Origin of the sequence: Hymenobacter sp. (assembly GCF_036387835.1) — a bacterium.
Classification (GTDB): Bacteria; Bacteroidota; Bacteroidia; order Cytophagales; family Hymenobacteraceae; genus Hymenobacter.
In genome coordinates this window covers 80,085-94,724 of record NZ_DASVSY010000040.1, presented here as the reverse complement: position 1 = coordinate 94,724, position 14,640 = coordinate 80,085, and the positions used below count along the sequence as shown (strand labels likewise).

The 14,640-nt window shown below is 55.3% G+C and carries 12 protein-coding genes and 2 tRNA genes; 8 read left to right on the top strand and 6 right to left on the bottom strand.

The window, feature by feature from the left end:
• Positions 1-176: 176 nt before the first annotated feature.
• Positions 177-1,964: an ABC transporter ATP-binding protein gene (locus tag VF639_RS07985; RefSeq protein WP_331145368.1), complete on the bottom strand. Its 1,788-nt coding sequence runs from the start codon at positions 1,962-1,964 to the stop codon at positions 177-179.
• A gap of 261 nt (positions 1,965-2,225) precedes the next feature.
• Between VF639_RS07985 and VF639_RS07980 the strand changes: the two genes are divergently transcribed.
• The 8 genes from VF639_RS07980 (at position 2,226) to coaE (ending at position 9,172) form a co-directional block, all read left to right on the top strand.
• Positions 2,226-3,317 (top strand): Glu/Leu/Phe/Val dehydrogenase dimerization domain-containing protein, encoded by a 1,092-nt coding sequence (locus tag VF639_RS07980; RefSeq protein WP_331145367.1) that lies wholly within the window; start codon positions 2,226-2,228, stop codon positions 3,315-3,317.
• A 116-nt stretch (positions 3,318-3,433) separates the two neighbouring features.
• The gene (gene nusB / locus VF639_RS07975) at positions 3,434-4,618 is read left to right on the top strand and encodes a transcription antitermination factor NusB (protein ID WP_331145366.1); all 1,185 of its coding nucleotides are present in this window, start codon (positions 3,434-3,436) and stop codon (positions 4,616-4,618) included.
• Between the two features lie 147 nt (positions 4,619-4,765).
• A complete protein-coding gene (locus tag VF639_RS07970) occupies positions 4,766-5,077 on the top strand; it encodes a YtxH domain-containing protein (RefSeq protein WP_331145365.1) in 312 nt (103 codons plus the stop codon).
• A 117-nt stretch (positions 5,078-5,194) separates the two neighbouring features.
• A complete protein-coding gene (locus VF639_RS07965; RefSeq protein ID WP_331145364.1) occupies positions 5,195-6,199 on the top strand; it encodes an isocitrate/isopropylmalate dehydrogenase family protein in 1,005 nt (334 codons plus the stop codon).
• 223 nt (positions 6,200-6,422) lie between these two features.
• The gene (locus VF639_RS07960) at positions 6,423-6,953 is read left to right on the top strand and encodes a DUF1573 domain-containing protein (RefSeq protein ID WP_331145363.1); all 531 of its coding nucleotides are present in this window, start codon (positions 6,423-6,425) and stop codon (positions 6,951-6,953) included.
• Between the two features lie 55 nt (positions 6,954-7,008).
• A complete protein-coding gene (yajC, locus tag VF639_RS07955; protein WP_331145362.1) occupies positions 7,009-7,326 on the top strand; it encodes a preprotein translocase subunit YajC in 318 nt (105 codons plus the stop codon).
• A gap of 120 nt (positions 7,327-7,446) precedes the next feature.
• Positions 7,447-8,409: a YbbR-like domain-containing protein gene (locus VF639_RS07950; RefSeq protein WP_331145361.1), complete on the top strand. Its 963-nt coding sequence runs from the start codon at positions 7,447-7,449 to the stop codon at positions 8,407-8,409.
• 166 nt (positions 8,410-8,575) lie between these two features.
• Positions 8,576-9,172 carry a dephospho-CoA kinase gene (coaE, locus tag VF639_RS07945; protein ID WP_331145360.1) on the top strand — a complete coding sequence of 199 codons (597 nt, stop codon included), beginning with the start codon at positions 8,576-8,578 and terminating at the stop codon, positions 9,170-9,172.
• 168 nt (positions 9,173-9,340) lie between these two features.
• On the opposite strand, the gene VF639_RS07940 is transcribed toward coaE, so the two are convergent.
• The 5 genes from VF639_RS07940 to VF639_RS07920 all read right to left on the bottom strand — a co-directional run bounded on the left by VF639_RS07940 (position 9,341) and on the right by VF639_RS07920 (position 14,478).
• A complete protein-coding gene (locus tag VF639_RS07940) occupies positions 9,341-10,513 on the bottom strand; it encodes a GNAT family N-acetyltransferase (RefSeq protein ID WP_331145359.1) in 1,173 nt (390 codons plus the stop codon).
• A 123-nt stretch (positions 10,514-10,636) separates the two neighbouring features.
• Positions 10,637-12,325: a hypothetical protein gene (locus VF639_RS07935; RefSeq protein WP_331145358.1), complete on the bottom strand. Its 1,689-nt coding sequence runs from the start codon at positions 12,323-12,325 to the stop codon at positions 10,637-10,639.
• A gap of 77 nt (positions 12,326-12,402) precedes the next feature.
• Entirely contained in the window at positions 12,403-14,004 is a 1,602-nt protein-coding gene (locus VF639_RS07930; protein ID WP_331145357.1) for a hypothetical protein, read from the bottom strand.
• 301 nt (positions 14,005-14,305) lie between these two features.
• Positions 14,306-14,380, bottom strand: a tRNA-Val gene (locus tag VF639_RS07925).
• Between the two features lie 23 nt (positions 14,381-14,403).
• Positions 14,404-14,478 (bottom strand) — tRNA-Val (locus VF639_RS07920).
• Positions 14,479-14,640 lie beyond the last annotated feature (162 nt).

Here is a 14,640-nt window from a genome sequence, read left to right as displayed (position 1 = left end):
CATAGCTTCTTTTTCTGGCTCTAACCTGTAGAGAACCAGAAAGCTAACAGCCAACAGCTAGTAGCTAACGACTTGATGGTGAAGAGGCTAGGGGGTGAGGCCACTCGGAGGGCAATGCGGACTGCATGAGATTAATTATTTCATACACCCTCTTTCCTTGTCAGCTGTAAACTTTTTCACGCTACATCCTCGCTCTGAAGCTGCCGCTCGTACAGGGCGCGATACAAGCCGTCGGCGTCTTGCATGAGAGCTTCGTGGGTGCCGTGCTGCACGATAACGCCGTCGTCGAGGACCAGGATTTCGTCGGCTAGCTTCACGGAGCTGACGCGGTGCGAGATGATGAGGCTGGTGCGGTTGTGCATGATGCGCTGAAGCGCATCAAGAATGGCGTTTTCGGTGTTGGTGTCGACGGCAGACAACGCATCGTCGAAGATCAGGATTTTGGGTTCTTTCACCAGGGCGCGGGCAATGCTGACGCGCTGCTTTTGGCCGCCGGAAAGCGTGATGCCCCGTTCGCCAAGCTTGGTGTCGAAGCCTTCGGGGAAGCGGATGATGTTCTCGTAGACGTTGGCGTCTTTAGCGGCTTGCTGCATCCGCTCTTCGGTGGGGTCACTGAGGCCGAAGTTGATGTTGTTGCGGATGGAGTCGGAGAACAGAAACACGTCTTGCGGCACGTAGCCGATTTGCTCGCGCAACGAGTTCAGCGAGAAGTCGCGCACGTCCACGCCGTCCACCCGAATAGTGCCAGTCGTAACGTCGAAGAGGCGGCAGAGCAGCACGGCCACCGTGCTTTTGCCCGAGCCGGTGTTGCCGATAATGGCCAAGGTCTGGCCCGGCCGGACGCGGAACGAAACGTCGCGCAGGGCCTGGATGCCGGTGTCAGGGTAGGTGAAGGAGACGTGGTCGAAGACTATGTCGCCGACGATTTCCTGCTCGATGTCTTGCTGCGAGATGATGTCGGTTTTTTGATCTAGGAACTCGTTGATGCGGGCTTGGGAAGCTTCGGCACGCTGTACGAGGCTGCTAGTCCAGCCAAGCGCCGTAACGGGCCAGGTGAGCAGGTTCACGTAAATCAGGAACTCGGCAATGCTGCCCGTGGTGATAGTGCCCCGGATAACCTCCTGCCCGCCCACATACACCGTGATAATGGTGCTCAAACCCACCAGAAACAAAATCAGCGGGAAGAAAAGCGAGTTCACGAAGTTCAAGCTCAGCGCCTTTTCCTTGTACTCATCGGAAGCCGCCGTAAACTGCTGGTGCGAGTCCTCCTCACGCACAAACGACTTCAGCACCCGAATACCCGAAAACGCCTCCTGCACAAACGTGGTCATGCCCGACAAAGACCGTTGAATTTCGTCGGATTTCCGCTCGATCAGGTTGTTGACGTAGAAGATGCTGACGCTCAAAATAGGCAGCGGCAGCAGCGTGTAAACAGTCAGCTTCACGTTTACTAGGAACATAAGCGGCACGATGAGCACGAACAGCAGCACCAGCTGCATGAAGTACATGATGGCCGGCCCGAAGTACATGCGCACCCGCCCCACGTCTTCCGAGATGCGCGACATCAGGTCGCCGGTGCTGTGGCGGCGGTAGAAAGCCAGGGGCAGCGACTGGTAGTGCTGGTAGATTTCGTTTTTCTGGTCGTTTTCTATGTGCCGGCTCATCACGATAAGCGTTTGGCGCATAAAGAACAGAAACACCCCGCGCAGCAACGCCAGCACGATAATCAGTACCCCATACAGCAGCACGTTGCGGCCAAACAGCGTGTACACTTCGGTTTGCGAGGAAGTACCGGCAAACAAGTGATACAGGTCGATGCCCTCGCCTACCAGATCGAAAGCGTAGCGAACAATTTGGGCCGGAAAAATGGCCAGCAAGGTACTCAGCGCCACGAACAGCACTCCTCCGAGGAAGTGCCATTTGTAGCGGTACAGGTATTTATTGGTAGCAGAAAGAGCGCGCACGAGGGAAGGGGATAGAGGCAGGAAAACAGCGACCCGGCCGGCCGCGTAGATAGCATAACCAATGGCCGGAACCGGAAATAAAGTTACTTTTGCACCCGAATTGAGGGAGGCACCATTAAGTGCTGCGGGCTATTAAACGTTGATCTACGGAAAGACGCTAATAACTAGGTCGCAGCGCTTCGCGTTACTGTCCTCAAAGATACAACAACCAAGTTCCGCTCTTTTCTTCCCCCAAACTCCCACCCCATATTTCCCATCCTAATGGTTGAATTTCACGAGGCGACCGATACGTCGGTCTTCGGCCAGATTGCCGAGCATCAGCACGAGCAAGTGGTGTTTTGCCACGACCACGAAACGGGTCTGCGGGCCATTATCGGCATTCACAACACGGTGCTCGGGCCCGCACTCGGCGGCACCCGCATGTGGCACTATGCCTCCGATGCCGAAGCACTGCACGATGTGTTGCGCCTAAGCCGCGGCATGAGCTACAAGGCCGCTATTTCGGGCCTGAATTTGGGCGGCGGCAAAGCTGTTATCATCGGCGACGCCCGCACTATGAAGACCGAAGGTTTGCTGCGCAAATTTGGTCGTTTCGTGCAGAACCTGAACGGCAAGTACATCACGGCCGAAGATGTGAACATGACCACCAAGGACATGGAGTACATCCGGATGGAAACCAAGCACGTGGCCGGCCTGCCCGAAAGCATGGGCGGCTCCGGCGACCCGTCGCCAGTGACGGCCTACGGCACCTACATGGGCATGAAGGCCGCCGCCAAAAAAGCTTTCGGCTCCGATAGTCTCACTGGCAAGCGCATTGCCGTGCAAGGCGTGGGCCACGTGGGCACCTACCTGCTGGAGTACTTGCAGAAGGAAGGCGCCAAGCTCGTGCTCACCGACTACTACGAAGACCGCGCCCTGGAAGCTGCCGCCCGCTTTGGCGCGCTGGCCGTAAGTCTAGACGAAATCTACGACCAGGACGTCGACATCTACTCGCCTTGCGCGCTAGGTGCCACCATCAACGACGATACCATTGACCGCCTGCGCTGCCGCGTAGTAGCCGGTTGCGCCAACAACCAACTGGAAAACGAGAACGTGCACGGCCCCGCCCTCGTGGACCGCGGCATCGTGTACGCCCCCGACTTCCTTATCAATGCCGGCGGCCTCATCAACGTCTACTCCGAAGTAATTGGGGGTAGCCGCCAGACGGCCCTTGTGCAAACCGAAAAAATCTACGACTACACCACGCAGGTGCTGCTCAAAGCCGAACAAGAACACACTCACCCTCAAGCTGCCGCCATCCGGCAGGCCGAAGAGCGTATTGCCGCCATCGGCAAAGTCAAATCAACTTATTAATAGCTGGTTGTTGATTGCTGATTGTTAATTGTTGATTGTTAGCCTATTCGGCGCGCAAGCCAGATACTTACTAATCAACAACTAACAATCAGCAATCAACAATCAATAACCAACCCATGCTCAACCGTCGCACGCTTCGCATCAAGGTCATGCAGGCCCTGTACGCCTACCATCAGGCCGTAGGGTCTGATTTTTTACTGGCCAATGACCGGATTGCGGACACCTTCGCGCCCGACCTTACCTCGCCCGAACCGCAGGACCGCCGCCTGCTGAAAGGGCAGCAGAAGATGGCCGAACTCACGTTCAAGGAGTGGCACAAAACCGGCCAGGAGCCGGAAAAAAGCGACGACGTTGACGTGCAGGACGCCGTGGCGGACGCCATCAAGTACTACCAGAAAGCCGTAGCCAAGGACGCCTCGTTCTACGCCGGCCAGATGGTGCACGCCGCCGAAAGCATTCACGACCAGTACTTGCACCTGCTCAACATCCCGGAGGCGCTACTTCAAATCATAGAAGAAGAAAAAGGCCGCGAAGCCCGCAAACACTTGGCCTCGAAAGAGCCGCTGCTCGACACCACTCGGCTCGAGCAGAACTCGGTCATTGCCAAGCTGATAAGCAACAAACAGCTAATCGACCTCACCATTCGCCGCTCGCAGCGGTGGCAGGGCGAAGACGAGCGGGAAGCCTTACGACTGGCTTGGCGCAACGAGATGCGCAACGACCCGGAACTGCTGAGCTACCTGGCCGCGCCGGCCGGCAGCTATACCGAGGAGCAGGAGACACTGAAGCACCTCTACAAAACTTACGTCTTTAAGGGCGAAAGCCTGCCCCGCTACCTCGAGCAAGACGACTTGAATTGGGAGGAAAACCGGCCCATCGTCAAGAATCTGGTGCTGAAGACGGTGAAGATGCTCGACGAAGCCGCCGACGAGAACTTGGAGCTAATGTCATTGTCGGCCAACTGGCAGGAAGACAAGGAGTTTGCCGAAAGCCTCTACAAGCAAACGCAGGCCGAGGACGAGAAATACGAGAAGCTCATTGCCGAATCGACGCAGAATTGGGACGTGGAGCGTGTGGCGCTTACCGACAAGATTCTGCTGAAGATGGCGCTGTGTGAGATGCACCTTTTCCGGGGTATCCCGGTGAAAGTGACCATCAACGAGTACATAGAAATCAGCAAGATTTACAGTACTCCTAAGAGCAAGCAGTTTGTGAACGGGATTCTAGATAAATTGGCGCAGGATCTGACGGCTAGTGGAGCCATCCGCAAGTCGGGCCGCGGGTTGCTGGACAATCAGTAGTTAGTATTGAGTGTAGGGTGCTAAGTGATAAGCATTTGATAATCAATGTTGAGTATTCGCTTCTTATACTCATCCGTAACTTCTGCGTACTTAAGTTCACTTTCCTTGTCTCAGTTCCCATCCCTCTAATACTCACTCCTAAATCTCATGGGTAGCAAAACCATAACTGGCCTTGTATGCTTTACGGGCGGTGCCCTCACCGGTGCCCTCTTCGGATTGTTGTATGCTCCCGAAAAGGGCCGCGAAACCCGTAGCTGGCTGAGCTATAAGCTGGAGAAATACCGCGAGAACTTGGCCGACCTTACCGAGAACTTAGTTACGAGTCGTTCTGACATGGGGCCGTCTTCCGCCAAAAGCGAAGGCCAGCGCGTAATTCAGGACGCCAAAAGCAAAGCCGAACAACTGCTCGGCGACGTCGACCAACTCATCAATCAAATCAATTCCCGCAAGACGATTTAATAGAAATTGTTGAATGGCTGAATTGCTTAATTGTTGGTCGTTCTGACGTCTCGTTACAGCGACCAACAATTTAACAATTCAGCCATTCAACAATCCAGCCATTTAGCCATTCAACACATGCACCTTATCACCCTCATCCCCGGCGACGGCATTGGCCCCGAAATCACGAAAGCGGTAACTGATATTTTTGCGGCGGCGCAGGTGCCCGTGTTGTGGGAAGAGCAAAACGCCGGTCAAACCACTTTCGACCAGTCGGGAGAGCTGATTCCGCAGGCACTGCTTACGTCGCTGGAGAAAAACCGGGTGGCGCTAAAAGGCCCGATTACGACGCCAGTGGGCAAGGGCTTTCGGAGCATCAACGTAACGCTGCGCCAGAAGTACGACCTCTACCAGAACGTCCGCCCTTCGAAAACCACCGAGGGTATCAAAACGCGCTACGAAGGCATTGATTTGGTACTGTTTCGCGAAAACACTGAAGGCCTGTATTCGGGTCTCGAAGTGTACGACGAGCGCCTTGGCATTGCCGACTCCTTTAACCGCATTACCAAGGAAGGTTCGCGCAAAATCAGCCGCGCGGCTTTCGCTTATGCCGACCGGCACGGCCGCAAAAAGGTGACGCTGGCCCACAAGGCCAACATCCTGAAAATGGCGGGCACCCTCATGCTAAATGCCTGTAAGGAAGCCTCCAACGAGTTTCCGCACATCGTGTTTGAAGACAAAATCATCGACAACATGTGCATGCAGCTCGTCAACAAGCCCGAGCAGTTCGACGTGATAGTTACCACCAACCTGTTCGGCGACATCTTATCAGACCTTTGCGCAGGCTTGGTAGGCGGCTTGGGCGTAGTGGCCGGCGCTAACATCGGCGACAACATGGCCATCTTTGAAGCCGTGCACGGCTCGGCCCCCGACATTGCCGGTCAAGGCAAAGCCAACCCAACGGCCTTGCTGCGTTCGGCCCTGATGATGCTGCACCACTTGGGCGAGCACCAGTACGCCGATACCATTGATAAAGCGCTGGAAATCACGCTCAAAGATAAGCAGAAATGCACCGGCGACTTGGGCGGCACGGCATCAACCAGTGAGTTTGCGCAAACCATCATCAGCAACCTCGGTAAGTAAGCTGCTTGAAATAGTGTAACGCGAAGTTCCCCTTCGCGCCACGTGACCAACGTCTGCTCGAATGGCAGTATACGTTTCGGACAACGCGGCGCGAAGGGGAACTTCGCGTTACATTCTAAAGTCTACAAGGCACCTGTGCCAGTGCAGGACGACCCGCGAATAAACCGTAATTTTACCGAAACTTTTACGCCGTGCCGCCGGGCTGGTGGCTTCTAAAACCGATATGAAACGCACCTTTTTTTCCTCTCTGCTACTGTCTGGCATTCTGCTGGTAAGCGCTTGCAACACAGATAAGACCACCGAAGTAGGCGCCGAAGGCATGAACGCCGCGGCCACCGATGCCAGCGAAGCCGCTGCCAACCCGACCGTTGACAACCCTAATGTGGTGTCGGATACGGAAACGCCTAACCCGAACGCGCCGGTTATGAGCTTTGCGCAAGCTGAGCACGACTTCGGCGACATCAAACCCGGCGACGTGGTAAAGCACACGTTCGAGTTTACCAACACCGGTAAGTCGCCGCTGCTCATCGAAAATGCCACGGCTTCCTGCGGTTGCACCACGCCCAACTGGACCAAAGAGCCCATAGCTCCCGGCGCCAAAGGCACCATCGACGTGCAGTTTGACAGCCACGGCAAATCGGGCATCCAAAACAAGCAAGTATCGGTGCGAGCCAACACCGCGCCGAGCATCACCGTGGTTAGCATCAAAGCCAACATCCTCTCCGACGGCTCCCAAGGCCCGCTGGCGCAATAAAAAAGAGTAAGGAGTAATTGCTCCGTTGCTCTTCTCACTCACTTACTCAAGCTATATGTTGCTTACGCTCTTGTTACAAGCTCGACCCGCCGGGGAGGGTTGGGCTTCTTTTCTGCCGCTGATTGGTATTGCGGTGGTGATGTACTTCTTCATGATCCGGCCGCAGCAGCGCAAAGCGGCAGAAGCCAAGAAATTTCGTGAATCTATTGCCAGAGGTTCTACCGTCGTTACCATTGGCGGCCTGCACGGAAAGGTGCTGGACGTGAACGAGGATTCTGTGACCATAGAAGTGGACCGGGGTACTCGCTTGAAGTTCGACCGTTCGGCTATTGCGCGGGAAGTGAAGCCGGCAAAACCGGTAGCAGTAGAGTAAGAAAAGCGTAATTAGGAAAGATGAATTGTCTGCTTACTACTTCACTTACAGAAGCTTAGACAATGGTTTCATTTTTCCTTCTTCTCAACTCCTCCTTGCTAATTCCTCGTTGAAAGAAGCATGCCGCTCGTTCGCTCTATTAGTTTGCTGCGCTGGTTTGTTAGCCCGCTCCACAAGGAGCGGCGCAGTTACTGGCGGGTTGTAACGAGCTGTTTTCTGGCGGCCAGTACCTTTTGGCTGCTCAATGCGCTAAACAAAACCTACACGACCCGCATCGTTTACCCGTTGGCGTGGCGCTACGACGATACCCGCTACATTCCAGTGCAGCCGTTGCCTACCGAAGTAGCCGTGAACGTGACTGGGAGAGGATGGAAGCTGCTGCGGAAGGAGCTGATGCTAGACGTAAAACCAGCCGAAATACCCTTGTTGCGCGGCTTGCCAACTACTCGCTACGTAACCGGAGCCGCCGTGCGCCCCGCTTTGCAGGCGGCCATGGAAGGCTTGCAGTTCAACTACTTGGTTAGCGACACGCTGTGGGTAAGCTTCGACCGGCTGGTGAGCCGCCAACTGTCACTCACACTTAGTCCGGCTGCCGATGGGTCGGCGCTACCCTATGCGGCTCGGTTCGAGCCGCAAGTGGTTGTGTTTCGGGGGCCTGCTCGTCAGGTAGAAGCGCTGGCTAATCCGTACCCGGTGCACTTGCCTCAAGCTCCGGCTAGCAGCACCAACGGCACGCTACGGGTGCCCATTGGCGGCCCGGAGCTAGTTAGAACCAATGTGCCTGAGGTGCGGGTACGCCTGCAAGCCCGCCCGCTGGTGAGCGTACCCGTGCAGGTAGTGCCGGAGCTAGCCGGTTTCCCACCGGGCCGCGACTATCAGTTGCAGCCAGCTACAGTGCAGGTACAGCTCCAGTGCTTTGCCGAAGACACAGCCCGCCTCGACCGTAGCCAGGTGCACGTGCAGCTGCACTTTAGTTCCTTCACTGGTCCCGATTCCAGCTTGCAGCCCTTGCTAACTGGCACGCCAGCCGTTGCCCGAGGCAGCCGTATCATCACCCGCGCCGTTCAGGTCAGTGCTAAGTGAGTTTTGGGTTTCTGATGGTCATTGACGCGGCTCATTAAGTGGCTAGCAATTGATGGATGTCTGTATAGTAGGTTGTTCATGCGGTTGCCGAACCCCGCACAACGCTTATGAGCAGTTGAACAGCAAGTAGAAACCAGTAACAAGCAACCAGAAACTCGTTGTAAGTATGCTTCGCATTGGGATAACTGGAGGAATTGGCTCTGGCAAGAGCATTGTTTGTCGCTTGTTTCAAGTATTGGGTGCGCCCGTGTACGATTCGGATGCGCGGGCTAAGTGGCTAATGGGACATGATGCTACGTTGCGCGACGAGCTAACGGCAGCGTTTGGTCCGGCCACTTTCGATGCAGCTACCGGCCAGCTTGATCGGGTGTATCTGGCGCGGGTGGCTTTCACTGATCCTACGCAACTGGCGCGCCTCAATGCCTTGGTTCACCCCGCCGTCGGCCGCGACTTTGAAGCGTGGTCGATTACCCGAAAGGCAGAAGGCTACCGTTATCTGCTCAAAGAGGCGGCTCTCCTCTACGAATCAGGGGCTTACCGGCAGCTCGACCAGATTATCACCGTTTTTGCGCCCCAAGTTGTGCGCCAAGCCCGCGTACTACGCCGCGACCCACACCGCACCCCCGACGACATACTGGCCATCATTGGCAAGCAAATGAGCGAGGAAGAGAAAGTACAGCGCGCCGAGCATGTGGTATATAACGACGACCAGCAACCACTTATTCCGCAGGTGCTGGCGCTACACGGTGAGTTGGTGAAATAGTGATTTGAGGTAGGAGACGGTCATGCTCTATCTGGCGTCCGCTTGTCGAAGCATCTCTACCACTTCGTTGTAATGGTGTAGCACACTAGCAAGATGCTTCGACTACGGCTACGCCTGCGCGGACGCCAGATGAGCATGACCGTCTCCTCACGTCTCAATCTCACTATTTCACCGAATGATAGGGCTGCGTTCAAAGGGCCGTTCCCGGTCGAACAGGTAGCGGTAGGTGATGTGCGTTTTGTAGATGCGGGCCCCGATGGAGCGGGTTATAGCCAGCATTCGGGGGTTGAAGTCACCGATCCAGTTCATTTCGATTTCGGTGTAGCCGGCCCGCATAAACTCGGCGCGGGCGTGCACCATCAGGGCGCTTTCCACTCCTTTGCCCTGCCACTCCGGCACCACGCCAAAGATGACGCCGAACAGCTTTTTGTCAGTTCGTTGGTCGTAGCGACGCTTCTCCCACAAGAAACGCAGCTTGCCCCACAAGTTGAAGTTGCGGCCCACATGCTTGAAAACCTGGTTCAGCTCGGGTAAGCTCACGAAGAAGGCAACGGGCTCCTCATTGTGGTAGGCAAACCAGAGCAACCGCTCATCCAGCACGGGCTTCATCTGCTTCACTAGGTCACGGGCCTTTTCCAACGACATGGCCGCTACGCCACTATGGTTGGCCCACGCCAGGTTGTACACATGGTGGAAGTCACGGGCCATCTTTTCGGGGTCGCGCTTGCTAGCGTGGCGAAACTGAAAGGTTGGGTACTGTTGCGCGTAGCGTACGGCGGCATTGCTGAAGCTTGGGTGCAGCTGCATAGCCACCTCGCGGTAACAGGTGTACTGCTTGAAGTATACCTGAAAGCCGTAATTTTCAAACAGTTGCTGATAATACGGCGGGTGGTAGAACATGCCGTAGTTGGGCTCAGTGAAGCCTGCTACCAGCAAACCCCAAAACCGGTCCCGCTCCCCGAAGTTGACGGGCCCATCCATGGCTGCCATCCCTTGGCCAACCAGCCAGGCACGACAAGCTTCAAACAGCATATTGGCCGCTGCCTGGTCGTCGATGCACTCAAAGAAGCCCATGCCGCCAGTTGGAAGCGTAGCATCGGTATGGGCCGTGGCGGGGTTCACGAAGGCTGCCACCCGCCCGATGGTTTCGCCGGTAGCATCAGTCAGTATCCAGCGAATAACGGCGCCTTGAGCTAGGTTCGGGTTGCGCTTGGCATCAAAAACGGCTTCAATCTCGTGGTCGAGCGGCGAAATCCAGTTGGGGTGTGCTTGGTAGATGCGGGTGGGCAGCGCCAGGAACTGACGGACCTGCGCCGGGGTCGTGACTTCGAGCAGAGGCATGAAAAGCAGCAAAAAGGAAACTAGCGAGCAAACAGCAATAGGTGCCCCAAAGATTACGGATAAGCCGCGGATCTGTCGGCGTATGCAAGTATAAATTCCGGCAACGATGCTACTAGCCGACTATTAATTGCCGCTCGCGGCTCTTGGAAGCCGTTGCGAGCTAACACTATTAGCGGGCGGATTCATCTTCCAGGCCGGCGTTTGCGGCAGCCGTTTGAACACTGACAATACCTTAATGCCCCCGGCCCGAATAACATATACCTCTGCTCCCAACGAATCGAGGTAGGGTTGCGGGTGCCAGCGGTAGCCAGCCAGATAATAGCGCGCCGTGTTACCAGGCGTGTACCGGACACGTCGGCGCTGTTCGGGCTTCAAAATCAGTGAGTTGTTGTAGAGCGGGTAATGCCAGAAGGCATTGACGGTCACATCGGAGGCGGTGTCGTGAGCCAGCACCCATTCCAGCCCTTGTCGGTACGCCAAACACCAGTAGTCGCGCTCGAATAGTTGTTCGGCGGTAGCGCCAGGCAGAAAGCTGAAGTACACGTTGGCATGCGGATGCATCTGTACCATGCGCACGGCGGTGTGAGCTGTTTCGAGTGCCGCAACGCCCAACACCGTGCGGGCTACCAGCCGCCCATTAGTTCTATTTCGAGTTAATTTAGTTAGGGCCCAAAAGCCGCGCACCGCCCACAATAGTAGGGCCGGGTAGATGTAATACAGGTGACGCCAGCCTTCGTATACCACCGTGTGCGTCATGATGACAACCCCTATCGGCGCGAGTAGCCACAGCGCCAGCAGCAAATCAGTGCGGCCTTCGAAGGTGCGTAGGTAGGAGCTGAATCCTTGTTGCCAGAGGTGCCGCACCCAACTCAATAGTCCCGCACCCGCCGCCAATGAATACGGCAAGGGAACAGTGATCAGCATCCACACCGGAATGTAGTGCCAGGGCAAGTCCTTGGTCAGCAGCTGTTCACCCAAATAAAAGTTGGTAAAGCCCCACGGGTAACGCACCGCGTGCGACGCCACCAATAGCAGCTCGGGTATGCTCCACGCCCACAAGTAAGGCCAGCCAGCTAGGATGCCTAGGCCTGCCGTGCCAACAGAAGCGCCTGCCAGTTTCCAGGTTCGACGAGCAGTCAGTGGTCGAGCGGCATTAAAGCGGTATTCCAGGAATAGCCCTAAGGCTGTGAACAAAAGCAACTGCAAGCCATGGACCCGGACATCGACCACCAGCGCCGTTGCCAGCCCGTGCACGATGGCGCGGCCCATTGTTGGCCTGTCGAGCAGGCGGAGCAGCGTAAACACGGCCAGCGCAAAAACCGCCATGTACACGATGTCTTTGCCGTTGTAGAAGGCTTCGGCAAAGAACCGCGGCGAGAGCACCAGCAGCGCGGCCCCCAACAAGCCCCAACGCCAGTCTCGGAAGCGGTGTCTCCCTACTCTATACAAGGCCCATACCCCCAACACGAACACGCTGAACACCAAGAAGTGCCGCACCAAGTAATACGACCGGGAGTCATGGTCGGTGAGCAGGTAGCTCAGCAGGATGGCCGAAATTTCGAAGACCGGCCCATGGTGCGCGTCCGGGAAACTTCGGATGTCGGGCGTGGTGGCAAAGGTGGGATTCTGCTGTATCTGCTCGGCCGGTAGTACCAGGCTAGCTATGTACTTAAGGTTGACGAGCCCGTTGAGGTGATTGTTAGGCTCGTCCCAAGACACGCCGTAGTCGCGCACCAGCAGCAAACCCAAGCCAAGCAACACGCCAAAAAACGCGCCTATAGTAAGTTTAGCCGCCTTAGTGGAAGTTAGCATGTAGGTAAGAAGCGCGGGGAGGGTACGAAGTACAGGAAACAGGTAGTCTAGTAGCAGACCACCAGCACCCGAGTAGACTAAGGCTGGCGGAAAACCGATAATATTTTTATGCCCCCAGCTCGAATGACATACACCTCCGTCCCCATAGAGTCGAGGTAGGACTGCGGGTGCCGGCGGTAGTTAGTAATAAAGTACCGGGCCTCTTTGTTGGGTTGATAACGAAAACGTGCCCGAGTTGCTGGATTAAGAATTAGGGTATTGTTGTAGAGGGGATGCCGATTGGAGGGGTTTATTGTGATTTGCGAGGCCGTGTCATGCGCTGCAATCCATTCCAGACCTTGCCGATAGCTGAGCGCCCAATAGTCTCGTTCCAGCAGCCTCTCCACTGCATCAGGGGGCAACGTGCTGAAATAAAGGTGCTCGTAAGGGTGCAGGCGTGTCATTTGCCATGCAATATGAAAAAGCTCCACCACTACGAGGCCCACAACGCCTAGCTGCCAAGCCTTATAGCGGCTTTTCCCCAAAGCAATGATAAACACCAAGCCCCGAACTGCCCACAGCAAGAGCGCTGGATAAATAAAATATAAGTGCCGCCACCCGTTGTAAACCACTGAGTGTAAAACCACAACGATAAGACCAGGCCCAAACAGCCAGCCCGCCAGCAGCAAGTCGAGGCGGCCCGCTGAGCTGGTAAGCCACGCTTTACCCCCCGCGTAAGCTTGGCTGAGTGAGGCCACCAAGCCAACCAAAGCGGCGGCTACATATAATAACGGGGATGTGCTGATCACCCATACCGGGATGTAGTGCCAAGGCAACTGATCGACTATTTCGTAGTGGCCGAGGTAGTAAATGGTTTTGGTAGGCCAATTGAAATGGCTCATGCTTTGATAAGCCATACGGAAGTGGGTGAATGGGTCGGCCCACAGTGCCGGCCAACCAGCCACTACAAATACCCCCGTTGCACCCAGGTATACGGCACTAAGGCCCAGCCAGTGGCGACGGGGATATTGCCGGCCTTCAGTAGGCCATAGCACTTCTAAGGCTACCATGCCGGCCGTGAAAGCAACAAGCAACACACCAGGCACTCGAATATCGATAGCGGCGGCGGTGGCTAAGGCGTGTGCCAGTGCGCGTAGCCAGGTAGGATAAGCCAGTAGCTGAGCTAGCGTATAAATTCCTAGCGTAAAACATACCATGAAGGGTATGTCTTTGCCGTTGAAAAACGCCTCGGCAAACATTCGGGGGGAGAGCACCAGCAATAGGGCCACCAGTAGCCCTAGCTGCCAACTGTTGAAATAAACACTCCCTAACTTGTAAAGAGCCCAGATGCCAAGCACGAAAGTGCAGAAAATGAGCAGGTGCCGCAAAAAATAATAGCCTTGAGAATCTCCTGGGGTAAGTAGCAGCCCTAAAGCAGCGGCCGGTAGTTCAAACAATACGCCATGGTCATTGTCGGCGTAGTTAGCCAAGGGCGGGATGGTGGCTAAAGTAGGATGGCCACGCAGCAAATCAGGAAACAACAATTCCGCTACGTAACGCCCATTTACTGCTCCGTTCTGGTGGTCGGTAGGTTCGTCCCAGGACACGCCATAGTCGCGGTGCAAGCTAATTCCCAGCAATAGCAGCAAGCCGAAAAAGACACCTACTATGTATTTGGATGCTTTGCTGGAAGCAGTCATAAAAGCAGTGTCACTTTATATCTAGTTGAAGGGCTGGCCGCTAGAGCGCCGGAATGCCGATAAAACTCGCCTGCCTTCTGCTTGTACTGTGTAACCCTATGAGCCTAAACTATTTGAAAGGCTGCGGATGCTAGTAGCGGGCTGGTGCGAACAGAGAGTCGCGGGGAATCAGCCGCAAACGGTCAGGATTGGCAGATGACAGGCATTAAGTAAAGATAGCAGCAAGTAGAATTGACGCCACGAAGTCAAAATAGTCTAAAACAAAAAAGGACAGCCGATCATCGGTTGTCCTTTTAAAGGGTGGGAGATACTGGGTTCGAACCAGTGACCCTCTGCTTGTAAGGCAGATGCTCTGAACCAGCTGAGCTAATCTCCCGGAGGCATGCGTACTATGAAAAGTGGGAGATACTGGGTTCGAACCAGTGACCCTCTGCTTGTAAGGCAGATGCTCTGAACCAGCTGAGCTAATCTCCCAAGGGCGTTTCCCGTTTGGGATTGCAAATATGCAGGGTCATTTTCGATTACGCAACTCTTTATGCGAACTTTACCCCTAGAAATTCATTTGCTAGGGAAGTAAAGATGTTCAACTCTTTTAGAGTCAAGAAATAATAAGGGATTGAAAAAGCTGCGGCGATA